The 26,688-nt window shown below is 42.5% G+C and carries 26 protein-coding genes; 18 read left to right on the top strand and 8 right to left on the bottom strand.

Going from position 1 to position 26,688, the window contains the following annotated elements; genetic code table 11:
- The first annotated feature begins 223 nt into the window (after positions 1-223).
- From CLV38_RS11495 to spxB, 4 genes are all read left to right on the top strand, one after another.
- Positions 224-475, top strand: coding sequence for a hypothetical protein (locus CLV38_RS11495; protein ID WP_106195735.1), 252 nt, complete (start codon positions 224-226; stop codon positions 473-475).
- Positions 476-1,022: 547 nt separating this feature from the next.
- On the top strand, positions 1,023-1,442 hold the full coding sequence (locus tag CLV38_RS11490) for an Hsp20/alpha crystallin family protein (RefSeq protein ID WP_106195733.1): 420 nt from the start codon (positions 1,023-1,025) through the stop codon (positions 1,440-1,442).
- A 137-nt stretch (positions 1,443-1,579) separates the two neighbouring features.
- Positions 1,580-2,506, top strand: coding sequence for a cysteine synthase A (gene cysK / locus CLV38_RS11485; protein ID WP_245920589.1), 927 nt, complete (start codon positions 1,580-1,582; stop codon positions 2,504-2,506).
- Between the two features lie 317 nt (positions 2,507-2,823).
- Positions 2,824-4,608 carry a pyruvate oxidase gene (gene spxB / locus CLV38_RS11480; RefSeq protein WP_106195729.1) on the top strand — a complete coding sequence of 595 codons (1,785 nt, stop codon included), beginning with the start codon at positions 2,824-2,826 and terminating at the stop codon, positions 4,606-4,608.
- A 206-nt stretch (positions 4,609-4,814) separates the two neighbouring features.
- Here spxB and CLV38_RS11475 read toward each other — a convergent pair whose 3' ends face one another.
- The 5 genes from CLV38_RS11475 to CLV38_RS11450 form a co-directional block, all read right to left on the bottom strand.
- A complete protein-coding gene (locus CLV38_RS11475) occupies positions 4,815-5,519 on the bottom strand; it encodes a PspA/IM30 family protein (protein WP_106195727.1) in 705 nt (234 codons plus the stop codon).
- Positions 5,520-5,546: 27 nt separating this feature from the next.
- A complete protein-coding gene (locus CLV38_RS11470) occupies positions 5,547-6,641 on the bottom strand; it encodes a TPM domain-containing protein (protein WP_211295475.1) in 1,095 nt (364 codons plus the stop codon).
- 192 nt (positions 6,642-6,833) lie between these two features.
- The gene (gene arsA, locus CLV38_RS11460) at positions 6,834-8,561 is read right to left on the bottom strand and encodes an arsenical pump-driving ATPase (protein ID WP_106195725.1); all 1,728 of its coding nucleotides are present in this window, start codon (positions 8,559-8,561) and stop codon (positions 6,834-6,836) included.
- A 10-nt stretch (positions 8,562-8,571) separates the two neighbouring features.
- A complete protein-coding gene (gene arsD, locus CLV38_RS11455) occupies positions 8,572-8,931 on the bottom strand; it encodes an arsenite efflux transporter metallochaperone ArsD (protein ID WP_106195722.1) in 360 nt (119 codons plus the stop codon).
- On the bottom strand, positions 8,909-9,259 hold the full coding sequence (locus CLV38_RS11450; RefSeq protein WP_106195720.1) for an ArsR/SmtB family transcription factor: 351 nt from the start codon (positions 9,257-9,259) through the stop codon (positions 8,909-8,911). The genes arsD and CLV38_RS11450 overlap by 23 nt, the downstream gene beginning before the upstream one ends.
- 307 nt (positions 9,260-9,566) lie before the next feature.
- On the opposite strand from CLV38_RS11450, the gene CLV38_RS11445 reads away from it, so the two are divergent.
- On the top strand, positions 9,567-10,139 hold the full coding sequence (locus tag CLV38_RS11445) for a hypothetical protein (protein WP_146129012.1): 573 nt from the start codon (positions 9,567-9,569) through the stop codon (positions 10,137-10,139).
- Positions 10,140-10,192: 53 nt separating this feature from the next.
- Here the strand turns inward: CLV38_RS11445 and CLV38_RS11440 are convergent, their stop codons facing one another.
- Entirely contained in the window at positions 10,193-11,821 is a 1,629-nt protein-coding gene (locus CLV38_RS11440; protein ID WP_106195716.1) for an ABC-F family ATP-binding cassette domain-containing protein, read from the bottom strand.
- A gap of 516 nt (positions 11,822-12,337) precedes the next feature.
- On the opposite strand from CLV38_RS11440, the gene CLV38_RS11435 reads away from it, so the two are divergent.
- The 3 genes from CLV38_RS11435 (at position 12,338) to CLV38_RS11425 (ending at position 16,301) form a co-directional block, all read left to right on the top strand.
- Positions 12,338-13,990 carry an FAD-dependent oxidoreductase gene (locus CLV38_RS11435; protein WP_106195714.1) on the top strand — a complete coding sequence of 551 codons (1,653 nt, stop codon included), beginning with the start codon at positions 12,338-12,340 and terminating at the stop codon, positions 13,988-13,990.
- Positions 13,991-14,031: 41 nt separating this feature from the next.
- Positions 14,032-14,760: an MIP/aquaporin family protein gene (locus CLV38_RS11430; RefSeq protein ID WP_106195711.1), complete on the top strand. Its 729-nt coding sequence runs from the start codon at positions 14,032-14,034 to the stop codon at positions 14,758-14,760.
- A gap of 530 nt (positions 14,761-15,290) precedes the next feature.
- A complete protein-coding gene (locus tag CLV38_RS11425; protein WP_106195708.1) occupies positions 15,291-16,301 on the top strand; it encodes a sodium:calcium antiporter in 1,011 nt (336 codons plus the stop codon).
- A 51-nt stretch (positions 16,302-16,352) separates the two neighbouring features.
- Here CLV38_RS11425 and CLV38_RS11420 read toward each other — a convergent pair whose 3' ends face one another.
- Positions 16,353-16,805 (bottom strand): GNAT family N-acetyltransferase, encoded by a 453-nt coding sequence (locus tag CLV38_RS11420; RefSeq protein ID WP_106195706.1) that lies wholly within the window; start codon positions 16,803-16,805, stop codon positions 16,353-16,355.
- A 230-nt stretch (positions 16,806-17,035) separates the two neighbouring features.
- Here CLV38_RS11420 and CLV38_RS11415 point away from each other — a divergent pair, with 230 nt between their 5' ends.
- From CLV38_RS11415 to CLV38_RS11370, 10 genes are all read left to right on the top strand, one after another.
- Positions 17,036-17,392 carry a hypothetical protein gene (locus tag CLV38_RS11415; RefSeq protein WP_106195704.1) on the top strand — a complete coding sequence of 119 codons (357 nt, stop codon included), beginning with the start codon at positions 17,036-17,038 and terminating at the stop codon, positions 17,390-17,392.
- Positions 17,393-17,394: 2 nt separating this feature from the next.
- The gene (locus CLV38_RS11410; protein WP_106195701.1) at positions 17,395-18,594 is read left to right on the top strand and encodes a cation:proton antiporter; all 1,200 of its coding nucleotides are present in this window, start codon (positions 17,395-17,397) and stop codon (positions 18,592-18,594) included.
- A 399-nt stretch (positions 18,595-18,993) separates the two neighbouring features.
- Positions 18,994-19,713, top strand: coding sequence for a 16S rRNA (guanine(527)-N(7))-methyltransferase RsmG (gene rsmG / locus CLV38_RS11405; protein ID WP_106195699.1), 720 nt, complete (start codon positions 18,994-18,996; stop codon positions 19,711-19,713).
- A gap of 27 nt (positions 19,714-19,740) precedes the next feature.
- Complete coding sequence (locus tag CLV38_RS11400; RefSeq protein WP_106195697.1) at positions 19,741-20,502, top strand: ParA family protein; 762 nt, start codon at positions 19,741-19,743, stop codon at positions 20,500-20,502.
- Positions 20,495-21,376, top strand: a complete 882-nt coding sequence (locus CLV38_RS11395) for a ParB/RepB/Spo0J family partition protein (protein ID WP_106195695.1) — start codon at positions 20,495-20,497, stop codon at positions 21,374-21,376. Before CLV38_RS11400 ends, CLV38_RS11395 begins: the two co-directional genes overlap by 8 nt.
- Positions 21,377-21,413: 37 nt before the next feature.
- The gene (locus tag CLV38_RS11390) at positions 21,414-21,599 is read left to right on the top strand and encodes a DUF951 domain-containing protein (protein ID WP_106195693.1); all 186 of its coding nucleotides are present in this window, start codon (positions 21,414-21,416) and stop codon (positions 21,597-21,599) included.
- Positions 21,600-21,640: 41 nt separating this feature from the next.
- Entirely contained in the window at positions 21,641-22,741 is a 1,101-nt protein-coding gene (ychF, locus tag CLV38_RS11385; protein WP_106195691.1) for a redox-regulated ATPase YchF, read from the top strand.
- Between the two features lie 20 nt (positions 22,742-22,761).
- Positions 22,762-23,466: a DUF1129 domain-containing protein gene (locus CLV38_RS11380; protein WP_106195689.1), complete on the top strand. Its 705-nt coding sequence runs from the start codon at positions 22,762-22,764 to the stop codon at positions 23,464-23,466.
- 650 nt (positions 23,467-24,116) lie between these two features.
- Entirely contained in the window at positions 24,117-25,496 is a 1,380-nt protein-coding gene (locus CLV38_RS11375) for a Glu/Leu/Phe/Val family dehydrogenase (protein ID WP_106195687.1), read from the top strand.
- 18 nt (positions 25,497-25,514) lie between these two features.
- On the top strand, positions 25,515-26,252 hold the full coding sequence (locus tag CLV38_RS11370; RefSeq protein ID WP_106195685.1) for an NAD-dependent epimerase/dehydratase family protein: 738 nt from the start codon (positions 25,515-25,517) through the stop codon (positions 26,250-26,252).
- Between the two features lie 8 nt (positions 26,253-26,260).
- Here CLV38_RS11370 and CLV38_RS11365 read toward each other — a convergent pair.
- The coding region (locus tag CLV38_RS11365; RefSeq protein ID WP_211295474.1) for a methylated-DNA--[protein]-cysteine S-methyltransferase at positions 26,261-26,688 on the bottom strand (428 nt) is incomplete at its 5' end.

Here is a 26,688-nt window from a genome sequence, read left to right as displayed (position 1 = left end):
GTGGCATGATAGACAGTTAATACTTAAAAATGTCTAAAAAAGCAGTGAGTTTAATAGAAATAGTTATCCACATTTAGAGGTATGAATAATTCAGGTTTAAATAGACTAACCCCATTAAATAAGAGCATAGGAGCGTTCATAAACTTGAATGCTCCTATTTAATTTTATTTTGAGGTTTGTTTTTGCATCGTATTTAAATTAATTGTGTGAGGAGGCATTAATAGTGATTTTTTTTGCGTTAGGTGGTTCAATTTTATTTCTGATACTTGCCAGTGTCTTTATCTATTTCGTTTTAGCGACTTTAGTGGACAAAGAGGTTGATGCAAAAAAGATAATGATTATAGGAGTGCACATTTCTATACTAGGCTTATACTTAGGAGTTGCTCAAATTGAAGTTCAGGCTGGATTTTCTTTAATAGTCGTATTGATAGGATTTATCTTATCACTCATGAGTATGTCTATCGATTCTAGGTAAAGTCTGGCAGAATAGAGTCTATAAAATGAAAAGACCTCACTTTTGTAGGTTTTATAAAGAGGCCCTCTGCGAAGAGAGGCTTTTTTTGTGCTGGTAGCAGGGTGACATGGGGGGCACAATACCGGACTATTTAATATTCAGGCGTTCGCCTTTGCTAATTGGAGTATCAATATTTATGGGTAATTTCTAAAAGTCTATTATGAAGGAAATAGACAATTAGAAAGGGCCAGGTTTGATTAGTGTCAGCTCGAGAATAAGTGAGAATGCAGTGATTAAATTAAAATAAAAAATGTGAAATAGCAATCAAAACTGTTGACATTTTTAAGCATAGAGCTATAATAGGTCTGTAAAAATAATAAATCAATAATTGGATTTTACATTTCCAGTATTGGGTTTATAAGCTTATGCCTAAGTGAAAGTCACTGCGATTAAATTAAAATAAAAAATGTGAAATAGTAATCAAAAGTGTTGACTTTTTCAAGGACAGAACTATAATATTTCTGTAAAAAAAATCAATCAATTGTTGAATTTGAAAGGGGGTGTAGTTATGAATGATATGATTCCTTCCAGACGCGACTTTTTTGATTTTGGCAGACGTTTTTTTGATGATGCTTTAGGTCAAAATTTTGGGGATCTTGGCAATTTCAAGACTGATATTATTGAAAAAGAGGACGCCTTTGTAGTTGAGGCAGAATTGCCAGGGATGTCTAAAGATAATATAGAGTTGGATTACCATGATAATGTGTTATCCATATCAGCTAATCAGGAAACTGAAAAGAACGAAAGCGATGAAGAGCGAAACTACATCAGACGCGAAAGATCCACACGCTCCTTCAGTCGTCAGTTTATTATTCAGGACATCGACAAAGATAATATTAAAGCCAAGTTTGACAATGGGATTCTCAAAATCGAGTTGCCTAAACAGCATCCGACAGCTTCAGAGTCCAAACGTATAGATATTGAGTGATATAATGACCAAATGACCCGCTGACTGGATCGTTCAACCTGTCAGTGGGTCATTATTTTGCTAATTTTTTTGTAAAGAGTATAATAAGCTTTACATAGCATTCTCGTAATGTAATGAACTTAAAAGGAAGTGTTGATGTGAAGATAGCACATTCAGTAACTGAATTAATTGGAGAAACACCTTTATTGAAATTGAGCCGCGTAGTACCTGAAGGAGCGGCTAACGTACTCGTGAAAATCGAAATGCGAAACGCTGGGGGAAGTGTCAAAGACCGCATTGCCCTGAATATGATCGAAGAGGCAGAAAAAGCCCAGATACTTAAAGAAGGCGATACACTTGTAGAAGCAACTAGTGGGAATACTGGAGTCGGACTGGCAATGGTTGCTGCAGCTAAAGGCTACAAAGCAGTCTTTGTCATGCCGGACACATTAAGTGTAGAGCGTCGTTCATTAATGAAGGCTTACGGAGCGGAACTGGAATTGACTCCAGGAGATGACGGTATGCCTGGCGCAATGGCACGTGCGGAAGAGCTGGCAAAACAGGATCATTTCTTTATGCCTTCTCAATTTACAAACCCTGCCAATCCTGCTGTGCATATCCAGGCAACAGGACCGGAAATTATAGAAGCTTTAAGTGGGAAAACCCCCGATGCCTTTGTTGTAGGCGTAGGAACGGGTGGAACGTTAACAGGTGTCGGGAAAGTAATGAAACTGCACAACCCGGCAGCGAAGATTATTGCAGTTGAACCTCATGAGTCAGCTGTATTGAGTGGAAAAGAAAAAGGGAAGCATAAAATTCAAGGAATGGGTGCCGGATTTATTCCCGATATTCTGGAGAGAGACTTGATTGATGAAATCATTACTGTAACCAGCGAAGAGGCCATTGAGATGACAAGACGCCTGGCGAGAGAAGAAGGGCTGTTGGTCGGGATTTCTTCTGGAGCCAACATAGCTGCTGCTATTCGGGTTGCTGAACAAATGAGCAGTGGACAAACAGTTGTAACTGTTGCTCCTGACACTGGCGAGCGGTACCTGTCTACGCCTGTTTTTTCTATAGAAGATTGATTTAATTGAAAGAGAAGCAGCCGTTTTGCTGCTTTTTTTTATACCCTGCTTGTTATTAAAAGCCTTTCCGATATGACTGATTCCGATGAAGACCGTTGGCACTTTTTAAAGGCATTCAGGTAAAAGGACTGAGTCTGCGCTACTTTCTGTTTAAATTCATAATAATTGAATGACTTATGAAGAGCGTGTATGCTGAGAAGTATAAAGGGCGAATCAGGTTGTGTTATGGTCTTTTGGATCATGATAAGAGTGATATTCCTGATTCGATACGTTGATTCAGTTTAATAAAGTATACAGGACTGGAGGGAAATAATAGTATGACTAATGAAAATGGAAAAATCGAAGCGGGTGTCGCCGCTGTCAAGGTGCTGGAAAGCTGGGGAGTGAAACACGTCTATGGATTACCTGCCGGCTCATTAAACTCGTGGATGGATGCGCTGAAAAATGAAGAGCATTCGATCGACTTTATTCAAGTCCGCCATGAAGAAGTGGGTGCGCTGGCTGCTTCAATGCATGCCAAGTTTACGGGTAAAATCGGTGTGGCACTTGGGTCAGCCGGACCGGGTGCTACCCACTTGATGAACGGGCTTTACGATGCACGAGAAGATGGCGTTCCTGTACTGGCTATCATTGGGCAGAGGGCAGAAAACGAAATGAATATGGATGCTTTTCAGGAGATAAATCATAATCCTGTATTTGCAGACGTAGCTGTTTACAATCGACGCGTAGCTTATCCTGAACAATTACCAAAAATCATTGATGAAGCGATACGAATGGCGATAGCGAAAAAAGGTGTTGCGGCGGTAGAGGTACCGGTAGATTATGGCTGGGCTGAAATCGACAATGATGCCTGGTATTCGTCTGCCAATGCTTATCGACATTACGCCAATCCTGTTTTGGATGAAGATGATATCGATAAAGCTGTGGCGCTACTTGAACAGGCTGAACGACCCGTCATTTATGCCGGTATTGGAACAAGAGGCAATGGAGAAGCCGTAATGGCGTTATCACGCAAATTAAAAGCACCCGTAGCGATTACAGGCATCAACTACGACACATTCCCACACGATTTTGAAGGATTACTGGGTTCCGCCAATCGTGTATCAAGAAAGCCTGCGGTTGAAGTGTTTGAAGAAGCTGACGTGGTTTTGTTTGCAGGAAGTAATTACCCATTTGCCGAGGTCACCGGCGTGTTCGAAGGAATTGATAAATTCATTCAAATTGATATCGATCCTTATAAACTAGGAAAGCGGCACAAAACAGATGCAGCTATTTTAGGAGATGCGGGGGATGCAATCCGTGCTATTACAGATAAAATTACTGAAAAACCGGAAACGGCCTGGTATCGTGCTAATCTCAATAATATTAAAAACTGGAAAACATACATGGACAAACTGGAGCAGAAAACAGAAGGGGAGCTGCAGTTTTATCAAGCTTATCATGCAATCAATCAAGTAGCTGATGAAGACGCGATATACTCTACAGATGTAGGGAATACCACACAGACTTCGGTTCGTCATTTGAGAATGACACCGAAAAACATGTGGCGCACATCCGGGGTATTTGCAACGATGGGGAATGGGCTACCCGGTGCTATCGCAGCCAAAGCAGCTTTTCCGCAGCGTCAAGTGTGGGACCTGACGGGGGAAGGAGCCTTCGCGATGGTCATGCAGGATATTATCACAACGGTTCAGTATGGTCTTCCAAGTATTCACGTTGTGTTCTCCAATACTGAATATGGCTTTATCAAACATGAGCAGGAAGATACAAATCACAACTATTATGGGGTAGATTTTAAAGATGTAGATTATGCTAAAATTGGAGAAGCTCAAGGAGCAGTTGGCTTTAGAGTAACTAAAATCAGTGAACTGAGCGACGTTTTCAATAAAGCGGTAGAGCTGGAGAAGGCCGGAAGAACAGTGGTGATTGATCTGAAAATAAGTCACGATCGGCCTATTCCTGTTGAAGCGCTGAAACTGGATCCTAAGCTGTTCCCGGCAGATGAAATAGAAGCTTTTAAAAGTCGATATGAAGCACACGAACTGGAACCATTCAGTTATTTTCTGGAACAAGAAGAACTGAAATCCAGAACGCATGAGTAGGATGAGAGGTCAGCTCATAGTCAGCGGGATGAGGTGCGTTACGTTTGGAATCTTATGTCGATGACTGGACTAATTGTTATGACAAATAGAGAGATGACTTAGAACCATTAAAAAACCACTATCATCCAGGGATATGATCCTTGAACTGATAGTGGTCTTTTTAGTTAGGTGTTTGTAACTGAATGGATAGAAGCTCAGTTTAAATCTTATTCACTTTGTTCGTCATCTGAAGACAAGCCCATTTCTTTCTTCATGCGGGCCAATTCATCTTCAACTGCTGCTGAACCTGTTTCTTCAGCATATTTTTCTTCGAGTGTCTGTGCTTCATCTTTTTGTTCTTTGTTAAGTTCGGACATCGCATCAGATTCATCTAAACGGCGGGATGCTTTTTCTTCCATACGTTCGAAAGATCCCTTGGCTCCTTTAGATTTACCAATTGAGTCATTCGCTTTATTCAATTTTTCCTGTGTATCGGCAACTGAGAGCTGAGCTTTAATCATGGAGCGACGCTGTCTCAGTTTTTCAATATCAGTGGCCAGTTTATCGTGCATCTGACGCATTTTTGATGCATTCTCATGTGCTTTAGCATAGGTATTAGCAAGCTTGGTTCCAATATCTTCAAGCTCCTGTTTTTTTGATAAGAAGACACGAGCATCTGCGTCATTGCCGGATTCCAGTGCTTTTTTGGCAAAGTTACTGTATTTTGCAACTTCAGCTTCGTTTTCATCCACTAGACGTTTGGAGCGGGTTTCTTCTGCCATGACGCTAGCTGTGTTTTTCTTCACTTCTGCCAGGTCATCCATCATCTTGCGTAAATACTGGTCAATCATTTTTTCGGGATCTTCCATCCGATCGATCAAAGCGTTGACGTTTGCACTGATAATATCTGTAAAGCGATCTAGTATAGCCATTTGTTTTTCCTCCTAAAAAATAGTTTATTAGTAGTTGTCCCAATCCTCATCACTATCTGTACTGTCTTTATCCTGGTACTTTTTAGATAATTCTTCAACTTCTGAGCCACCAAAGGTGTGGATAGGCTTGTTCAGCATATCCTCAGTTCGTTTTGTTTCTTTTTCTTTTGAGTCTTGTTTAGTTTTCCACCATTTATACAAGATATATAGTACAATCACCAGTCCGAAAATGCTTAGAACAGGAATCCACGGGGATGTTGTGACATCCATGATTCGATCAGCAGCATCTCGGAATGAATTGCTGAAATACTGTTCATCTGTTAATCCATCATCAAAGTAGTAACGGTCCAGATAGTCGAGTAAAATATCTCCTGCTTCTGTATCGATCACACTTCTTGCCTGAGACCCTACGATGTAGTAAGTATCGTAATCGTTGGGACTAGATTCTAAAAATACCAGTAACAAATGAGCTTCATCTGTAAACAGGTCATCGTACAGTGCATTAGCATATGCTGCTAGTTCATCTTGAGTGGGATCAGGGTTCCCCTCGACATCTCCTATAATGTGGACATGTGGTTGAACGCCCGTTTCATTGTAGAAATGACGCAGGCCATCGACCATTTGCGTATGGTTTCCGATCCAGCCTAATTCATCTGTGTAATAATCAGTTTCGTCAACGGAACCAGCTGGCAAAGGCTCTCTTTCCACTGTAGAAGAGGTGATATCACCTGATCCGCCGCCAATTCCTCCACCGCCAGTACCGAAATTTCCAATCGTTGAAAGAAAACTGAACATGATGAAAAGAAAAATCATTACGGTGAAGATGCTTCCGCATCCCATAAATCCGCAGCCGCCGCCGCCTCGAGAATAGCGTCGTCTACCAAATCCGCCTAAAAATACAGGCCATACTCGTGGACCATGATGTCGGGGACGTCTGTTGTAACCACCGTGGCCAAATCCGCCACCGCCTAATCCACCGCCACCGAAACTGCCACCACCACGGCCAGCTCCTCGTCCGGCACCGCTGCTGCGGCCTCCGCCGCCTCGGCCACCACCAAATCCACCGCCGCGACCTCCGCCACTGAAGCCGCCACCGCCACCGCGGCCTCCTCCTCTTCCCATATGTAACCATCCTCTCTTTTTACGTCATGTTATCCAAAATCTAGCACAACCAGTACCCGTTGTCAATTTTTACCCTTATAAATCAGTCTTCAGACCGGGTTATTCAGTAGCTTTCATAATGTATATGGGGTCCAGGATTTTCTTCGTAAAAAAACAGAGAACCCGTTTAAAGGGGTTCTCTGCTTAAGTGATTTAGTGTGTTAATGCCACGTCAAATTCTGGTGTGAATTCCAACGTTGCAAACTGACCATTTGATAAAGCGGCTACTTTGTTGATCCACTGAACCTCATTTTGTGCTCGTGCACGTAAAATGGTGTTTGTAGGATTGGCTGCGTACATACTCTGATTGACAAGCCACCATGAATGAGCAATTCCGGCTCTCTTCAAGTCTTCATCCAGACGCATGGATTCATAGACCGGTGTTGTTTCTGGAAGAGTCACCATGACCACTTCTGTTTCTTCCGGATTCTGAAGTCTAGGCAGCAGTTTTTGAATAGAGACCGGAACTTCTCCGGCACTGCGTTCAAGTTCTTTGGCGTAACTTTGTGTAGATTCCAGCAGCAGTAATGTATGACCTGTCGGTGCAGTATCGATCACGACGATTTCTTCATCAGCACGGTCGACTATTTCAGCAAAGGCTCTGAACAAGGCTATTTCCTGAGTACAGGGTGAGCGCAAATCTTCTTCTACATAAGCGACGTCATCCTGACTCATGGTTTTTCTAGCTTTAGCCAGTACTTCTTCAGTGTAGTCAGCCAGCTCTTTATCTTCATCTATATGACTGACGGTCAAATCATGTGCTTCTTTCAAGTACAGGTGAATGTGATTGGCCGGGTCAGTCGTTGCCAGGTGGACTTTTTTACCCGCCTGAACAAGTGATTGAGCAATCTGAATAGCAATCGTCGTTTTACCGACACCGCCTTTACCCATAGTGAAGATGATTTTTTTATTGGTTTCAATTAGATTTTTGACCATATCCTGAAGCGTTGCAGACGGCTCTATTGTCTGAGTGAGTGCTTCTTCATCCACTGCATCTTCCGTCAAAAAGGCACGCAGCTTGTCGACGCCGGTAATCGTATACGGGCGAAGCGGGATATAGTAGTGTTCAAAAGCTTGGAGCTGTTGGGGCATGTCGCTCAAGTCTCTTTTTTGCTGACCCAAGATGGCTGAGGACAAAGCGTCGTCAGCTTCTTCCAGCAGGCCATTTAAAATAACGACCTGATTTGAAATGCCTAGCTGGCTCAGTTCGCTGCTGGCTCTATCGGCTTCAATCAGTGAAGAGTCTTGTGGTCGTGAAACCAGCATCAATGTCGTCAGCTGTTTATTGCTTAACGTTTTGACTGCATGCTCGTACATTTCCTTCTTATCGCCTAATCCGGACAGTTGACCCAAACAGGATGCACCCGTTGTGTTCTCATCCAGGTATTGGCTCCAGGCAGATGGCAGTTCCAGCATGCGTAAGGTGTGTCCAGTCGGAGCTGTATCAAACAGGATATAATCATAGGCTTCTTCGATTTTCTTGTCAGTCAGAACATGGGCAAACTCGTTGAAAGCAGCAATTTCGACCGTACACGAACCGGACAGCTGCTCTTCCATATTTTCCAAAGCGGAGTCAGGTAAGATGCCTCTATAAGGCTCAATAACACTCGCTTTGTATTCAGCCGCAGCGGTGACCGGGTCGAAATTCGCTACTTTTAAATGGGGTATCGATTCGATGGCAACCGGTTTGTTCGACAGAGGAGTCTCAAACACATCTTGTAAATTTGAAGCCGGGTCTGTACTCACCAGTAAAACAGAATGCCCCTGGTCTGCAAGCTGAGTAGCTGTCGCACAGGCTGTCGTTGTTTTACCAACGCCTCCTTTACCAGTGAAAAACAGATACGGTGTTAATTCAATTTGGGTTGGATTGTATAAATGCATGATGTGCCTCCTAGCAGCAACCTGATCCGCCGCAACAACTTGATGACTGTTCCTGGTTCATAAAGACAACACCAGTGTAATCAGTTATTTCATCAAGCGATGGGTAACTCCCTGATTTCATAACCTCGCCATTTAATAATGTAACAGGCAGGCTATCTTTCCCGTTTTCCTTCATTAAAGATAGAATTTTTTCATTTTTGACGAAAGCATCGGGGTCACTGGTCAGGTTGTGACGTGAAGCTTCGACGGTTGACACCTTAGACAACCCTTCAAAAGCAGAGGTGATCATGAGTAATGTTTCATCAACTGATGGTCCGCATACCCCTGTAGAGCAGCACATTGCCGGTTCAAATAATTCTAGTTTTGTCATGTTTAACGTCTCCTTTACAAGTGCAATTTTTGGTTGTGCAAATACAATTATCTTCGTTTGGTGACAATAAATCCATCATGGTATCCATGAAAGACGTAATGAACGTTTCTTTTAACTCATAGTGATGCCATTGCCCTTGCTTGCTGACGGATACAATTCCAGCTTTTTCCAGTACTTTCATGTGATGAGACAATGAAGGTTGGGTGAACTCGAAATGTTCTAAAATATCGCAGGCACACTGACTGCCGCAGGATAAAATATCGATGATTTTCATTCGGTTAGGGTCGCTGATTGCTTTCAATACTTTCGATGTTTCAACGTAATCCATTTAGTGGGAGCCTCCTTTTTGATTGCGCTCTTCTCATTCTCAATATAGATCATTGTCTATGTGATGTCAAGCGATGCTGTCAGTGGTAGCGACTGATGTGTTGAACTCAGTCAAAGTGGAGGAGCCGAGTGCTACAAATACGCGCTTATATGTCGAACTCAAAAGCCATCGGAAGAGTGAGATCAACAAAAAGAGGAGGGATATGTCGAACTCGGGTAATGTGGAGGAGTCGAGTGCTACTAATACGCGCTTATATGTCGAACTCAAAAGCCATCGGAAGAGTGAGATCAACAAAAAGAGGAGGGATATGTCGAACTCAGTCAAAGTGGAGGAGTCGAGCGCTACAAATACACGCTTATATGTCGAACTCAAGTGCCAGAGGAAGAGTGAGATCGACAAAAAGAGGAGGGATATGTCAAACTCAGTCAAAGTGGAGGAGTCGAGCGCTACAAATACACGCTTATATGTCGAACTCAAGTGCCAAAGGAAGAGTGAGATCGACAAAAAGAGGAGGGATATGTCAAACTCAGTCAAAGTGGAGGAGTCGAGCGCTACAAATACACGCTTATATGTCGAACTCAAGTGCCAGAGGAAGAGTGAGATTGACAAAAAGAGGAGGGATATGTCGAACTCGGGTAATGTGGAGGGGGCGAGTGCTACAAATACGCGCTTATATGTCGAACTCAAGTTCCAGAGGAAGAGTGAGATCGACAAAAAGAGGAGGGATATGTCAAACTCAGTCAAAGTGGAGGAGTCGAGTGCTACAAATACGCGCTTATATGTCGAACTCAAGTGCCATCGGAAGAGTGAGATTGACAAAAAGATACAAAAGCAGAAGGTATCAAGGGAATGTAGGGAGTCGAGCAGTACTCATAAATAGAAAAATCCGGATAAAAAGGGGGAAACCCTCTCTATCCGGAGTATAGTTAAGTTTTAGTCTTCATATAAAGCTGCGATTTGTTTCTGAACATCTTTATTTTCTAAAAATTCATCATACGTTGTTTCTGCACGGTTGACTGATCCATTAGGTGTCAGTTCAATGATGTGGTTGGCAATCGTCTGAATGAACTGGTGGTCATGTGAGCCGAATAGAATAGAGCCTTTGAAATCGATCAGGCCGTTATTCAATGCAGTGATAGACTCAAGGTCCAAGTGGTTTGTCGGGTCATCCAAAACTAATACGTTTGCTTTACTCAGCATTAATTTAGATAACATACAACGGACTTTTTCCCCACCGGATAATACGTTGACTTCCTTCTGTACTTCTTCACCAGAGAAAAGCATACGTCCAAGGAATCCTCTTAAGAATGTATTATCACTTTCTTCTTTAGAAGCGTACTGACGGAGCCATTCAAGAATCGTCATTGAGCTGTTTTCAAACTCACTTGATGTATCTTTCGGCAGGTAGGTTTGTGAAGTCGTCACGCCCCACTGGTAGCTTCCGGAATCAGGTTCCATTTCACCCATAATGATTTTGAATAGAGTGGTAATCGCAATGTCATTACGACTGACAAACGCAACTTTATCGTCACTTCCTAAATTGAAGGAAATATTGCTCAATACTTTTTTACCGTCAATTGTTTTAGACAGGTTTTCAACACGGATCAGGTCGTTTCCGATTTCACGTTCAGGACTGAATCCAACGAATGGGTAACGGCGTGAAGATGGCTGAATATCATCCAAAGTGATTTTTTCCAGCATTTTCTTACGAGAAGTAGCCTGTTTTGATTTGGATGCATTCGCACTAAATCGTGCAACAAAGGCTTCCAGTTCTTTGATTTTTTCTTCTTTTTTAGCGTTCGAGTTCGCCTGAAGTTTTGTAGCCAGCTGGCTTGATTCCAACCAGAAATCATAGTTTCCGACGAATAATCTGATTTTACCGAAGTCGACGTCGACCATGTGCGTACACACTTTGTTAAGGAAGTGACGGTCATGGGAAACAACGATAACTGTATTATTGAAGTTGATCAAAAATTCTTCAAGCCACATAATAGACTTTGCATCGAGTCCGTTTGTCGGCTCATCTAAAAGCAGAACATCCGGTTTGCCGAATAATGCTTGAGCAAGGAGAACTTTAACTTTTTGTCCACCAGTCAGTTCGCTCATTTTCTTGTCATGTAGATTTTCTGGTAGTCCTAATCCCTGCAGCAAAGTCGTTGCTTCAGGTTCAGCTTCCCATCCATCGAGCTCTGCAAATTCACCTTCGAGTTCAGCGATACGCATACCATCTGCATCTGAGAAATCAGATTTCATGTAGACTTCATTTTTTTCCTGAATGATGGCATACAGACGCTCATGTCCCATAATGACTGTATCGATGACTGTATGGTCTTCGTAGTCGAACTGATTCTGTTTCAGGACGGCCATACGCTGATCTTTTGGAAGTGAAACGTCTCCACTTGTCGGGGCGATTTCACCGGATAATATTTTTAGGAAGGTTGATTTACCGGCACCATTTGCACCGATTACGCCGTAGCAATTGTCGTTTGAGAATTTTAAATTAACGTCTTCGAATAACTTTCTGTCTGAAAAACGTAAGCTTACGTCTGTTACTGTGATCATATTTATTATAGCCTCTATTCTTAATGGAGTCATTTGGACATTTAGTCCATTACTTCTATTATACGTACTTTCGATGGGAAATGTCAGGGTTTAAGCTGATTTAGTGAAAATAGTTAGAAAAACGTCAAAAGTCGGTCATAAATGGGGCTGGAATACCGCTATAGGTAAATACGTAGTGCAGTATTGCATATTTATTGAGGGGAGCAGGTGCTCTTTTAATTTAATTTAATGCGACGGTGATCAACGGGGCTAGTCAATTAAGTATGTCAACTCTAAATTGTTTACTTGAAATAACAGTGGCAACTGCAGACATTACTCCTGTGCGGGAACTAAATTTGAACTAAGGTTCAGAGATGGTCGGTTCAGGTTGAAAACGGGACGTCTCATTATCCATTCTTCTATTTAGCAGCAGCCCTTACATAGATTTTACAATTTTCTACGACAATGTCATGGACTGTTGATTTGAGAATTGATACACTTGTTTTGAAATCAGCTTAATGTCAAAGGAGATAAGTAATGAAAATAGTCATCATCGGTTCAGTTGCTGCAGGTACATCTGTTGCGGCAAAAGCAAGGCGTAATGATGAAACGGCAGAAATAGTGGTATTTGAAGCGGCTGAGGATATTTCTTATTCGGTCTGCGGAATGCCTTACTTTTTAGGTGGAGAAGTGGAGTCTGTAGATGAACTGATTCCTCGTGATGCGGAATGGTTTAAGAAACGCTTTGATATCGATATCTATACAAATCATCATGTCAAAGCCATTCACCCCTCTGCTAAGGAGATCGAAGTCTACAATAAGGAAGAAGGAACAGGGTTTCGGGAATCATTTGACAAACTAATTCTGGCAACTGGGTCATATTCGATTAGTCCTGCACCGTTCAACATTAATACATACGATAATGTGTTTCACGTTAAATCCATGGAGGACACTAAGGCGATTGACTATTATATGAAAAATAATGACGTCAGAAATGTAACGGTGATCGGATCCGGGTTTATCGGTCTGGAAATGACTGAACAGCTGTCTCACAGGGGGCTTAGTATTTCGATTGTCGAGTTAGCTGATCAGGTTTTTCCGAAAATCGATAAAGACATGTCTGTCCATTTGAGAAAAGAACTGCTGAAACAGGGTGTGGATCTTTATTTGAATGACAAAGTAATTGAAGCTGATGGAGAACAGAAAGTGTCTATTCTGAAAACAGAAAAGGGAGTACAGTTACAATCGGATATGGTGGTGTTGGCCGTCGGTGTAAGGCCCAATACGTTTCTGACCGTTGATACAGATATCGAGCTAGGTCAGACGGGTGCCGTCAAGGTCAATGAATTCATGGAGACCTCAGTCAAAGATGTGTTTGCAGTAGGAGATGTAGCTGAAAGTTTCCATAGAGTAACTGGGAAACCTAGTTATCATCCGCTAGGCTCGACAGCAAATAAAATGGGACGTATTGCAGGTGACCACATTACTGGAGGGAAATTGTCATTTACAGGGACATTAGGAACGGGGATTGCCAGACTGTTCGATTTAACCGTCGGCTACACTGGTTTATCAGAAACTGAAGCAGAAGCAGCCGGCTTTGATCCAGTGGTTGTTCATAACATCAAACCATCCCATGCTCAGTATCTCGGAGGTCAGAATATGGTCATCAGAGCAGTAGCTGACCGCGAAACCGGGCGACTTTTAGGGGCTCAGATTGTTGGGCCTGAAGGGGTCGATAAACGAATCGATGTTTTTGCAACAGCTATTACATTTAATGCTGACGCAGAAGAACTATTCGAGATCGATTTAGCGTACGCTCCCCCGTTCAGTACAACTAAAGATCCTGTGATTTATACGGGAATGGTCCTGGAAAACGCGCGCGAACGGTTACCGCTGATGACGCCTGAAGAATTGATCATTAAGCAGAACTCTGGTGAAAAGATACAAGTAGTCGACGTTCGCTCATCAAAGCAGTATGAAAAAAATCACGTGAATAATGCAGTCAGTATTCCGATGCCCACACTGCGTAAAGGAGCAGGCGAATTAGACAAGTCAGTTCCAACGGTTGTTTACTGTAATAAAGGAGTGACGAGCAACACGGCTCAAAATTTACTGCTGAATATTGGATTCAAGGAAGTTTATGTTTTATCCGGTGGAAATACGAATTTTCACTATTACAAAGAAATCTAATATTTATTAACTTTTTCATAGAAGGGACACATATAATTTAAATGGACACCACAATCTTGCAGCAATTAATAGGTGAATTTTTTGGAACGGTTATTTTAATTTATATTGGAAATGGGGTAGTGGCGGGTAATGTGTTGAATAAGACTAAATCATTTAACACAGGCTGGCTTCACATTACTCTTGGATGGGGACTGGCAGTTACGATGGCTATCTATTCAGTAGGCTGGTTATCGCCTGCCCACCTTAATCCCGCAGTGACTCTTGGAATGGCTGTAGCCGGGCAACTTGAATGGATGCTTGTCATTCCGTATATATTTGTGCAGATTTCAGGGGGATTTCTGGGAGCTGTACTGGTGTGGGTCCACTATTACCCTCATTTTAAAGAGACTGAAAATGCGGAAACAATATTAAGCGTCTTCTCGACTGCCCCGGCAATTAGCCGAAATCCATGGAATCTCATCAGCGAGGCGTTTGCAACCGGATTTTTAGTATATGCCTTACTTGCTTTTACGCAAGGTGAATTCACTGAGGGTTTGAACCCTGTGATCGTGGGATTACTGATCCTTACGATCGGTCTGTCTCTTGGGGGGACAACTGGTTACGCAATCAATCCGGCCAGAGATCTGGGTCCGCGAATTGCACACCAGTTAATGCCGATCGCAAATAAAGGACAATCCAACTGGGCGTATTCATGGATTCCTGTCTTAGGCCCATTCATTGGATCGATTATCGGTGGTATAGGATTTTTGATCGTCACGAGTATAGGTTAAAGGGTGCAGACAGCTTTTGTGAAACCCCCACTTTTATAATAGGTACAGGGCAAAGTCAGACCCTATATAGAAACTTCGTGAGAGGGATCCTTATGCAGAGAAAAGCAGCGAAGTATTATGGACAGTGGACAAGGTGCCGAGAGCTGAGTGTACAGAAGCTAACGCTTTTCTGTACAGTCGACGCTTAAACCGCATGGAGTGTAAACAAAAACGGGAATTAGTCGACAGCCACGCCTTATTAGTGTATGAGTGTAAAAAGGATGGGTGACTTGTGTACACTGCCAGTATGAATGGATGTGACTGTAAACAAGTAGGGTCATTTATGGACAGTCACTGGTTCTGCCGGAGTTGACTGTAGAGAAGACGGAAGCGATTCAAGGATCCCCACCGAAAGATGCTTACCGACACTACCTCTAGAGGCAAAACAGAAAAAATAACGCGAGAAACCTTTTCTTAGTGCTCCATCAAGTATATGAATGGGAAATCTGGTAAAATAGAATCTGACTAGTATATAGAAAGAAGGTCCTGATGTGACTGATTTTATTAACCAATTTCCAGTTAGTGTCGTTACTATTATATTTATAGTGTCCTTAGTCATTTTATCAAAATCAGCAGATAAGCTCATTGATAAAGCCGTTGCTCTGTCTCTGCACTTCGGTTTATCTAAAGTCGTAGTTGGAGCGACCATATTATCAGTTGGAACAACGTTGCCTGAAGTCTCTTCTTCAGTCGTGGCAGCAATAGGTGGAAATGGTCAGTTTGGATTGGGGAACGCCATTGGATCAATGATTACAAATGCTTCATTAATTCTCGGGATCGGTGCAGTAGTAGGGATCATCCCGGTAAAAAAAGAACTGAAAGACACATTTCTTCTTTTATGCGGACTGTCTGCTGTCTTTATTGGAGTAGGTATTTTAGCGGGCTTTAACTCAAGTGGAGGCAATTTACCCGGATGGAGTGGAATCGGATTACTCGTACTGTTACCTATGTATCTCTGGTACACCGTCAAAAAGAAACCGCAGACTGTTGTAGGGGAGCTGCAGGAAGAAACCGGAGAAACAGAAAATGAATCTGCCAAGCCGGTAAATATCATCCGATCAGTAGGGATTCTGGTGGTCAGTTCATTAGGCGTGACTGCTGGTGCGACGCTGCTCGTTGCAGCAGCTGAAGTAGGCGCTTTACGACTGGGCATTCCCGACACGGTGATTTCGTCTACACTTGTTGCGTTCGGTACGAGTGTCCCGGAAGTAACAACTACGCTTGTAGCAGTCAGATATGGACATGGCGAGCTGGCGATAGGGAATGTGCTCGGAGCCAATATGATGAATCTGCTGCTTGTTATGGGTTCGACAATCACCTTGATACCCGGTGGGATAAGCGTGCCGTCGAGTTATTATTATATTCAGTTTCCTTTTCTTATCCTGATCCTGATCCTGCTGAGCATACCGGTTTTATCTGAACGGGTTGAAACAATCAATCGGAAGAACGGGTTCCTGCTGATAGGTGTTTATGTCTTTTATCTTTTCACTAATTTTATCTAAAAGAACACATCTTACTCATCTATTTAATAGAGTAAGATGTGTTCTTTTTTGTCACGGACTTACGGTTGTTTGCTCTTTAGACAATTCCATGTCATAATGACCGATTTCTTCGTCATAATACAGATCTGATGTGACTTTGAAGCCGAACGATTCATAAAATTCTTTCAAATAGGCCTCAGCCTGTATTTCAATTTCAGCTTTTGGGTGTTTACATATAATGTAATCCAGTGCGACTTTTAAAAGTTCACGTCCGTGTCCTTCGCTTCTAAATTCAGCAGGCACGAGTACGCGGCCCAAATGCATTTTTTTGTTTTCTTTGTAAACACGAGCATACGCCTTAATGACGCCTTTTTGGCGCTTGATTACGTGAACAGCATGCAGATCGATATCATCGATTTCCTGATAGGCAGATCCCTGTTCGACCACAAATACTTTTGTACGCTCTTTCGCGATTTGATGATAGTCTTTTGCGCTTAATTCTTCAAATTGTTTAAACTGCCACATAATAGGTGTGTCAATCTCCTTTTTAATCAATTATATCCCGTAAACACGTGTTATCTACCAGTGTTGTACGGGACCCACAACAATAGTATACATCTTTAATTCAGAAGGTCAAATTAATTATTAAAAAATAACCAATTTTCTGAAAATCCTTGATTTAAAAAGGATTTAGGAGCATAATTTTATATGGACTTATCACTGAACACATATAATCAGAAAGAAGGAAGAGAAAAATGGAGCTAGTTGTTATTGTATTGAACAAGACAGATTTACTGGATGAGATCCTGACGCTGTTCATGCGCTACAAGATAAAAGGCGCGACCGTACTGGACAGCAGCGGGATGGGACACTTGATATCCAATCAATTTCCGATGTTTTCAATGTTTGCTGAACTTGGAGAAGAACGCGAAGCAAACAGCAAGACGATTTTTACAGTTGTAAAAGATGCAGACGAACGCAGAGAGGTACTATCGATCGTAGAAAGTGTATGTGGTGATCTCTCAGTGCCGGACACAGCTATTTTCTTTAGTGTGCCCGTAAACTTTACAAAGGGAATAGATATCGAAAATAAATTAGAAGAAGGGTTTTAAACATGACGTATTCGCTTTACATTGCTATTTTAATGCTTGTTGGTATTGCTGGAGGGAAACTGGCCAGTAAACTAGGTTTACCCACAGTTACCGGTTATCTCCTGTGTGGGTTGCTTCTGGGTCCAAGTGTGCTTAACCTCATAACGAGTGAGGTCTATTACAGTCTGGGATTCGTAAATGAATTGGCTCTGGGAATGCTGGCTCTTTCTATCGGAACTGAACTGCATTACCTCATGTTTAGAAAATTCGGTAAAAATCTGGTCACTATCTCTCTAGGTAGTGCTGTTTTAACAGTTTCAGTAGTCACGTTATTGACGTGGCTGACGGGAATGCCATTGCAGTATGCACTTGTTTTAGGGACTTTAGCACTGACCGTTTCGCCGGCTGGAGTAGTTGAAGTGGTTAAAGATACCCGTTCCGAAGGCGAAATGACTCAGAACGTATTAGGACTGGTTGCTTTCGATAACCTAGTGGCTATTATGGCATTCGGAATGATGATTTCCTTTGTCCAATCCTTGGGTGATCAAGGAGCGGGTGGATTCGCACTAATTGCTACGGTTATCTTAGACATCGTATATGGGTTAATCGTTGGATTGGTAAGTGGACTTTTTGTGTCTTATTTCATTCGAAAAGATACATCAAGCGATAAGCTGCTGGTTTTTCTGATAGCTGCAATCCTCTTCAACACAGGCATTGCCTCCATGTTTGGATTATCTCCAGTTTTGATTAACATTTTCTCTGGGATTGCAATTACTAACCTGACATCCAGAAAAGTACTGGTTGCCAGTTTACTCAATCGAATCGAACTGCCTATTTTTGTCGTCTTCTTGACATTAGCGGGTGCACATATTGATATTTCAATAATTGGTACGGTAGGATTAGCCGGATTTGCTTACATTATTGCCCGTTCTATTGGGAAGTATGCTGGTTCACTTATATTTTCTCAATTCACTAATGTGAATAAAAAGATTCGACCTTATCTCGGGCTGGGTCTTTTCCCACAGGCAGGAATTGCTATTGGATTAGCCACGATTGCTGAAAGGAGTCTCCCGAATGTATCAGGCGCCATTATAGGTGTCATTTTAACTGGAGCCGTCTTCTTTGAAATAGTCGGTCCGATGATTACTGGGTATGCTCTTAAAGCCGTAGACGAAACGAAAAAGGAAAGACCGAAGCAGACATTACCCAAGCAGAAAAAATAAGCAATATGTTTAAGCATTACACTATGACTGGGGGAGGATTACTCTACTCGTTATAGTGTTTTTTTGTGGAAATAAATCTGCTTTAAAACATGGAATACTAAGGTCATTATTTTTATCGAGGGAGCCTTATTGAATGTGAGAGATTCTTTATGAAGCATGAGACCAGAATAATGACATCAAAGAGGGTTTGAAACATGCGAGTGTATGTGTTTAGACTTTATCTGAAGTCTAATCAAATAAACAAGAAAAAGTCAACTTACAGAGCAGAAAAGATGTGCTTTTAAATGAAAAAATGGCTCGCTACCATTGTATTTAAGGGCCATTTGGTATAAAGTGAAGGGAGGGATTTTGTGAAACAAATAACTGTTTCACGACTGATCACAGAAAGGATTTTCAAGAATGACTCCAGAAGAATTTCAGTCTCAATTAAATGAACGACATATTCCCGTAACAGAAGAAAAAATGCGTCAGTTTGAACGCTACCTTGAACTGTTACAAGAGTGGAATGAAAAAATCAATTTAACCGCTATTACTAAAAAAGAAGAAGTCTATTTAAAACACTTTTACGATTCATTAACTGCAGGATTATACGTAGATTTTAGCAAAGGGGTCCACAGTCTATGCGATGTAGGCTCAGGTGCTGGGTTTCCTAGCATCCCCCTCAAAATCATCTATCCTGATCTTGAAATCACGATCGTCGATTCACTGAAGAAACGGATCGGATTTCTGGAAACGATCGTCGAAGAACTTGGGTTGACAGGTGTTCATCTGTATCACGACCGTGCAGAAACATTTGGTCAAAATAAGCAGTTCAGAGCCTCTTTTGACTTTGTAACGGCTCGAGCAGTGGCACGCATGAGTGTGCTGGCTGAATTATGTCTGCCGCTTGTTAAAAAGGAAGGCACGTTTATTGCAATGAAAGCTGCGCATGCTCCCGAAGAACTGGACGACGCGAAGAAAGCAATCGGCCTGCTCGGTGGTAAAGTGAGAGAGGATATTTCCTTTGAACTGCCTGAAGAAGCCGGCGAGCGCCACATTATTTTAATTGACAAAAAAAAGGAAACACCGAACAAATACCCGAGAAAACCAGGAACTCCTAACAAGAGTCCGTTGGCATAATGACAATAGAAAGTTTGGAGGACTAGTATGGCACAGATTATAGCCGTCGCAAACCAAAAAGGTGGAGTGGGGAAAACCACGACTACTGTTAATTTAGGTGCTTCTCTTGCTTACGTAGGCAAAAAAGTACTGCTGATCGACATGGATGCCCAAGGCAATGCTACAAGTGGCTTGGGAGTACGTAAAGGGGAAGTGGATCGGGATATTTATGATGTTCTGATCAACGAAGTGCCGCTTGAAGATGTGATCTTACCGTCCAGTCGCGATAACTTAAGCATGGTACCGGCAACGATACAATTAGCTGGAGCAGAAGTTGAGCTGACTAGCCTGATGGCCCGAGAAACACGTCTGAAAAGTGCTGTAGAAACAGTGAAAGACCAGTATGATTATATTCTGATCGACTGTCCGCCGTCCCTTGGTCATTTAACCATTAATGCGTTCACAGCCAGTGATTCAGTCTTGATACCTGTTCAGTGTGAGTATTATGCACTGGAAGGGTTAAGTCAGTTGTTGAACACAGTTCGCTTAGTTCAAAAGCATTTCAACAAAGACCTGAAAGTAGAAGGGGTCCTATTGACAATGCTGGATGCCCGTACGAATTTAGGTTTTGAAGTGGTCAATGAAGTGAAGAAGTATTTCAGGGAAAAAGTATATCAGACCATCATCCCGAGAAACATACGATTATCTGAAGCGCCAAGTTACGGTTTATCGATTATCGATTACGATTTGAAATCGAAGGGTGCAGAAGTGTATCAGGCATTAGCAGAGGAAGTGTTAAACAATGGCTAACAAGAAAAAGGGATTGGGCCGTGGAATAGACGCTTTATTTGATGTGCCGGATTTTGAAGAAGAAGTTAAAAATAACAATGAACAAGTGGAACTGATCGAGCTGACGGAGATTCGCCCGAATCCCTATCAGCCAAGACGCCACTTTGACGAAGAAGCGCTGAATGAACTGGCGTCTTCAATTCAGATTTCAGGTGTTTTGCAGCCTATTATTCTACGTAAATCATCCGTAAAAGGGTATGAGATCATTGCAGGGGAACGTCGTTTTAGAGCATCGAAACTGGCAGGTAAAGAGGCTATCCCAGCCATCGTGAGAGAATTGAATGAAGAAGTCATGATGCAGGTCGCTATCTTAGAAAATCTGCAGCGAGAAGATTTAACGTCTCTTGAAGAAGCAGAAGCCTATAACATGATGATGGATAAACTGTCCATGACTCAGGAAATGGTTGCGGAGCGTTTAGGCAAAAGCCGGTCGTATATTGCCAATCACCTGCGTCTACTTTCACTACCTGAAGAGGTCAAAAAACTGGTTCAGGAAGGCAAGCTGTCAAATGGTCAGGCACGAACACTGCTTGGACTCAAAGACAAGTCCAAGATCAAGAAACTGGCTCGCCGTGCGGTAAAAGAAAAACTGACCGTCAGACAACTGGAACATTTAGTAGCCGAAGCAAACCAGGACCCCAAAAAAGATGCGGGAAAAGAGACGGGTGCAGTGAAATCGGTATACATTAAGAAATCCGAAGAATTGCTGACGGATAAGTTTGGAACAAGTGTTATCATTCGTGAAAAAGGCGAAAAAGGGAAAATTGAAATTGAATATGTTTCCCCAGATGACTTGAACCGTATTCTGGAAGAATTGAATATAGACTTAAACTAACGTAAACTGAAGTGACCTTTAGTCAGGAGGAAATCAAATGGAGAAGACCTATGATCTGCACGATTTGGTTGAGATGAAAAAAGCCCACCCATGTGGCGTGAACCGATGGGAAATTATTCGTATGGGAGCGGACATCCGCATCAAATGTACGGGATGTGACCATTTGGTTTTAATGCCTCGCCGTGAGTTTGACCGCAAGATGAAGAAAGTTTTGAAAGATTAACTGATTACTAGATTATGAGGAAGAGAAAGGTGAATAAATAAATGCCTTTAACAGCAGGAATTGTAGGACTACCAAACGTGGGGAAATCCACGTTATTCAACGCGATAACAAAAGCAGGAGCAGAAGCTGCGAACTACCCTTTTGCGACTATCGACCCGAACGTCGGGATCGTAGAAGTACCGGACGAGCGTCTGGACCGTTTAGCTGAACTGGTTAACCCGGCTAAAATCGTTCCAACGACATTTGAATTTACTGATATTGCCGGCATCGTTAAAGGTGCTAGCAAGGGTGAAGGACTAGGAAATAAATTCCTGGCCAACATCCGTGAAGTGGATGCCATCTGTCACGTCGTGCGTTGTTTCGAAGACGACAACATCACACACGTTTCAGGAAAAGTGGATCCGGCAGAAGACATTGAAACGATCAATTTGGAGCTTGCTCTGGCTGATCTGGAAGCTGTCGACAAACGAATTGAACGTGTGAGAAAACAAGCGAAATCAAAAGACGCTGATGCAGTCGCTCTTTTAGCAGTACTGGAAAAAATCAAACCTGTACTGGAAGAAGGAAAGCCCGTTCGCGTACTGGATTTTACACCTGAAGAATTACCTGTACTGCGCTCTCTTTTCTTGCTGACAAGCAAACCCGTATTGTACGTGGCGAATGTGTCAGAAGAAGAAATTGCTGATCCGGAAAGCAACCAGTATTTACAAATTGTTCGTGACATTGCTGAAGAAGAAGGCGCAGAAGTTGTGGCCATTTCAGCCGCGATCGAAGAAGAAATTGCTGAACTGGATGACGAAGAAAAAGCGGAATTCTTGGATGATCTGGGCGTCACAGAACCTGGATTAAATAAACTGATCCGCACGTCTTATGACTTGCTTGGACTGGCGACATTCTTTACTGCCGGACCGCAGGAAGTGCGTGCCTGGACCTTCAAAAAAGGAATGAAAGCTCCACAAACTGCAGGGGTCATCCATACTGACTTTGAACGAGGTTTCATCCGTGCTGAAACGATCGCCTATGAAGACTACGATCAGTTAGGCAGTGAGAAGGCTGCCCGTGAAGCAGGAAAATTAAGATCAGAAGGAAAAGAGTACATCGTCAAAGACGGCGACGTTATTTTATTCCGCTTTAACGTGTAGGAAGAGAGGAAACAAGTAGAATGCTGAAGAAAAAGAAGCCCGTTGAACAAGAACCGGAAGTGACTGTTGCTGATAAGAAGCAGGAAAACGATGTCTTGTTCGAACAATTGACCAACAAAAATAAAGAGTATATGGTGAAACTGAACCGTAAACTTGAAGAAGCCGGTTTTCCGGAAGACAATAAGATTCTTGTGTTTAATGAAATGCTGAAAAACATTGTGACTGAACAGCCGAATCACATTACTGCCCGCAGATTATATGGGACAGCGACTGATCAGGCGAGTCATTTAACCGATAGTGGACAAGGTGAAGTAACCAAACCTGTTGAACGTTCTGAAACGTGGAAAATATATCTGGATGGCGCTTTGCTTCTTGGAGGCATGTTCGCCGTCATTACGGGTCTTTCCTATGTGTTCGGAGATCAGGAAGCAGGTCTTGGGCTGATTACCATGATCCTTAACTTCCTGTTAGGTGGACTGGCTGTTATGGTCATCACTAAATACGCGCCTCAGCCAGGTGTTAAAGGCGGCTTCCTGAAATACATCGTGGCGACAACTGTCACTATGCTGATCTGGATCCTGCTGATGGCATTCGGTACACAACTGTTACCAGCTGTGCTGAACCCCGTGATACCTGGACCATATACACTAGCTATTGGTGTCATTGCTTTTGGTGCAAAATGGTATTTCAAGAAAAAACTCAATATTCAAGGGACACTGATTTAACTGTACTTGAAAATATGGAAGACCTTTCCGGCTTATGTATGAGACATAAGCCGGAAAGGTCTTTTCTGCATTTATGGAGTGTTTTGATGCGGGTTAGGTATACTCAGGTGCACAAGCTAGCTGGGTGAACCAAATTATCGGTACTTCGGCATACTCAGTGCCATCTGGTTTGGGAGTAAACCAACGGAGGACACTGTTCGGTATACTCAACGGATAATTATACAGAGCTTGCCGAATAATGGCCATCTTCAGCAGACTCGCTTAGGATTTAATTTTAAGTCTGTTCAACAATTCCGTAGTAAGGCAAGCCCACTATAAAAGAGAGATAGAGTAAACCGAAGAAGTGCGTACTAGGGTAAACTCTGTAACACTATGATTGGAGTATGCCAAAGTAGGACAGTCTTGAGCGCACTCGGCGACTGTTCGAGTATGAGTGCACCAAATTCACCCAAAAAGATAAGAAGGAAACTTTTCTTTCAGAAAAAAGAGTATTAAAAGAGTGCAACATCACTAAAGAATGGTGATTAGCTAGTATTTTAATGTATCTGATGCTATTACTATTCGCAATTTTCCTCTTTATTATGATACAATGATAAAATGGGAATGAGATTTTTCTCATAAATAGATACAGATAATCGGAGGGAATCAATTTGACTAAAAATTCAACGACAGAACTGATACAGCAAGTAGTGGACCATGTGGTAAATGATGACAAAGCAGTCTTAGCTGACTGGGGAGACCAGCGTGACCAATGGGTTCAAATGGGTGGCGATTTGCTTAAAGGCATAGACAAGGTCATTTCAAGTGATCTACGCATTACTAAAGATGACGGCACTATCGGTACGTATCCGGCATTTAGAGTGCAGCACAACAATGCATGCGGCTATTACAAAGGCGGCATTCGCTTTAGTACTGGCGTCAACCAGTCTGAGGTCAAAACATTAGCAATGCTGATGACCCTTAAGAATGCACTTCACGACTTACCCTATGGTGGCGGAAAAGGTGGCGTACATATCAATCCACGTCATCATTCTAAGCGTGAAATAAAAGAAGTCAGCAAGGCGTTTGTGCGCATGCTTCAAAATGATATCGGACCTTACAGAGATATTCCGGCACCAGATGTGGGAACGGGTGAAGAGACGATGGACTGGATGACAGAAGAATACAAACTGCTCCATCCGAACAAACCATTTATCAATACTTTTACAGGTAAAAGCTTAGCAAACGGTGGAGCACAAGGACGCTCTGAATCGACAGGAATCGGAACATTTTTGAGTTACTATTATTTAGTAGAAGCAGTTATCAGTGGCAGTTTATCCGTTAACGACATGCACACTAAGACAAAAGATAAAGTAAAAGCCATCGCTGAAAAAGATAATGTCATTGTGGCAGTTCAGGGATTTGGTAATTTGAGCCGTGCGGCAGCTATCGAAGCAGCAAATTGTGGGAAAAAACACACAGTTATAGCAGTATCTGACAGCCGTGCAACGATTTACAATCAAGATGGATTAGATGTTGAGGCTTTAGCGCCATTCAAAGAGAAAAATGACCGCTTACCTAATGAAGATGAGTTGAAAGAACTTGGATTAGTTGGGGAAGTGTTGGATCCGAATGCAGTCTTAACGCTGGATTGTGACGTTCTCATCTTAGGAGCAATCGAAGACCAAATTACAAAAGATAACATGAAAGACATTAAAGCGGATATTCTGGTAGAAGGGGCTAATGGACCACTTACTGGTGAAGCAGACGAATACCTTGAAGCACAAGGAAAAGTCATTATTCCAGATGTACTGGCGAATGCCGGTGGCGTAACCGTTTCTTATCTCGAATGGGTTCAAGGCTTTAACAACGAAGCAAAATCTGAAGATGAAAATCTGAAAGACATGAGTGACCGAATGAGAAATGTCAGCTACCGTGTGTACAACGCGTACTTCTCTTCAGAAAGCAATGTAACGATGCGCTTCTTATGTTATAAACTGGCGTTCTTAAGAGTCATTGATTTAATGAAACGGTCTGGCAAAATAGTCTAAAAACAGGAGACGTTCATTATGAGAAAACTGCTATTGACGGGTGCGGCTGGCCGAATCGGGTCGCGCTTAATAGAAGATTTAGTAGATGAGTATGAATTGACTGCAGTAGATAAAGACTGTTCATCTATATTGGACTGGGCAGAAAAGGGCTGTACTGTAAAAGAGTGCGATATTACCCGTTATGAAGAGTGCCTGAGCTTTTGTGAGGGAATTGATACGGTCATTCATTTGGCCGGCAATCCTTCTCCAAAGGCGACTTACGACGAAGTTAAAGAGGTCAACATCGACGGGACATATAATATGATGCAGGCTGCAAAGGATCAGGGCTGCAGGCGATTCATTTTTGCCAGCAGTATTCATGCCGTTAAAGGCTATCTTGCAGATGAGCAGGTCAAAACAACCAGTCAGGTGAGGCCGCTGGATGTCTATGGTGTCAGTAAGGCGTTCGGTGAGGCGATGGGAAACTATTTTGCCTACCAGGAAGGCCTTGAAGTCATCGCCATTCGTATTGGCGGACACCGGTCGATCGAAATGATGGCTGAAAGAGGCGAACAACCGGATATGCGTCAGAAAAGCACCTATATCAGCGCGAAAGATATGAACCAGCTGATCAGGCGGTGTGTGGATGCTGAACTGTCACGGCCATTTGAAATCGTTCATGGGGTTTCAGATAATACCTTTAAATTTCTCGATCTGTCTGATACAAGAGAAAAGGTAGGATATAAGCCGGAAGATAATGGATTTGATTTCGAGTGACAAAGGATTTAGTGAGCCTGTTCTAATGTCAACAAGCTTGACTTCATTTCGAGTCCACCTCTGAATCCTCTAGGTACAGACGATTTTGGAACAACCCGGTGACAGGGATAGACAATCAGCAGTGGGTTTTTTCCGATGGCACTCCCGACGGACCTTGCTGCTTTAGGCGATAGACCATTTTTGACGGCCAGTTCACTATAAGTTAATGTTTCACCGTATGGAATAGTCCTTAGACTGTTCCATATTTTTTTGTGCGCCCGGCATGGGCGATAACTTGGTGGTGAAAGTCCACTACAGACTTGGCAGTAGGAACTGTTAGCGAAAGACAAGGGTGTCCGCCATGAGGCGGAATCTGAAGGAAGTCGGACGCAAATGCTTGCACTGACGAACAGAAACTTCATACCAAGGCTTAATAGAACGGATGAGCTTGCAAGAC

Origin of the sequence: Alkalibacterium olivapovliticus, from assembly GCF_003003275.1 — a bacterium.
GTDB lineage: Bacteria > Bacillota > Bacilli > Lactobacillales > Carnobacteriaceae_A > Alkalibacterium > Alkalibacterium olivapovliticum.
Note: the sequence above shows the minus strand (reverse complement) of the source record. Positions and strands in the feature narration are given on the sequence as shown.

Excerpts from the sequence above, each read along its gene's own strand:
- CLV38_RS11380 (WP_106195689.1), top strand. The coding sequence starts at position 22,762 with ATGCTGAAGAAAAAGAAGCCCGTTGAACAAGAACCGGAAGTGACTGTT.
- CLV38_RS11370 (WP_106195685.1), top strand. The coding sequence starts at position 25,515 with ATGAGAAAACTGCTATTGACGGGTGCGGCTGGCCGAATCGGGTCGCGC.
- CLV38_RS11435 (WP_106195714.1), top strand. The coding sequence starts at position 12,338 with ATGAAAATAGTCATCATCGGTTCAGTTGCTGCAGGTACATCTGTTGCG.
- CLV38_RS11470 (WP_211295475.1), bottom strand. The coding sequence starts at position 6,641 with ATGGGAAGAGGAGGAGGCCGCGGTGGCGGTGGCGGCTTCAGTGGCGGA.
- CLV38_RS11410 (WP_106195701.1), top strand. The coding sequence starts at position 17,395 with ATGACGTATTCGCTTTACATTGCTATTTTAATGCTTGTTGGTATTGCT.
- CLV38_RS11430 (WP_106195711.1), top strand. The coding sequence starts at position 14,032 with ATGGACACCACAATCTTGCAGCAATTAATAGGTGAATTTTTTGGAACG.
- CLV38_RS11475 (WP_106195727.1), bottom strand. The coding sequence starts at position 5,519 with ATGGCTATACTAGATCGCTTTACAGATATTATCAGTGCAAACGTCAAC.
- rsmG (WP_106195699.1), top strand. The coding sequence starts at position 18,994 with ATGACTCCAGAAGAATTTCAGTCTCAATTAAATGAACGACATATTCCC.
- CLV38_RS11395 (WP_106195695.1), top strand. The coding sequence starts at position 20,495 with ATGGCTAACAAGAAAAAGGGATTGGGCCGTGGAATAGACGCTTTATTT.
- CLV38_RS11420 (WP_106195706.1), bottom strand. The coding sequence starts at position 16,805 with ATGTGGCAGTTTAAACAATTTGAAGAATTAAGCGCAAAAGACTATCAT.
- CLV38_RS11415 (WP_106195704.1), top strand. The coding sequence starts at position 17,036 with ATGGAGCTAGTTGTTATTGTATTGAACAAGACAGATTTACTGGATGAG.
- CLV38_RS11440 (WP_106195716.1), bottom strand. The coding sequence starts at position 11,821 with ATGATCACAGTAACAGACGTAAGCTTACGTTTTTCAGACAGAAAGTTA.
- CLV38_RS11400 (WP_106195697.1), top strand. The coding sequence starts at position 19,741 with ATGGCACAGATTATAGCCGTCGCAAACCAAAAAGGTGGAGTGGGGAAA.
- CLV38_RS11390 (WP_106195693.1), top strand. The coding sequence starts at position 21,414 with ATGGAGAAGACCTATGATCTGCACGATTTGGTTGAGATGAAAAAAGCC.
- CLV38_RS11445 (WP_146129012.1), top strand. The coding sequence starts at position 9,567 with ATGTCGAACTCAGTCAAAGTGGAGGAGTCGAGCGCTACAAATACACGC.
- ychF (WP_106195691.1), top strand. The coding sequence starts at position 21,641 with ATGCCTTTAACAGCAGGAATTGTAGGACTACCAAACGTGGGGAAATCC.
- arsD (WP_106195722.1), bottom strand. The coding sequence starts at position 8,931 with ATGACAAAACTAGAATTATTTGAACCGGCAATGTGCTGCTCTACAGGG.
- CLV38_RS11450 (WP_106195720.1), bottom strand. The coding sequence starts at position 9,259 with ATGGATTACGTTGAAACATCGAAAGTATTGAAAGCAATCAGCGACCCT.
- arsA (WP_106195725.1), bottom strand. The coding sequence starts at position 8,561 with ATGCATTTATACAATCCAACCCAAATTGAATTAACACCGTATCTGTTT.
- spxB (WP_106195729.1), top strand. The coding sequence starts at position 2,824 with ATGACTAATGAAAATGGAAAAATCGAAGCGGGTGTCGCCGCTGTCAAG.
- CLV38_RS11490 (WP_106195733.1), top strand. The coding sequence starts at position 1,023 with ATGAATGATATGATTCCTTCCAGACGCGACTTTTTTGATTTTGGCAGA.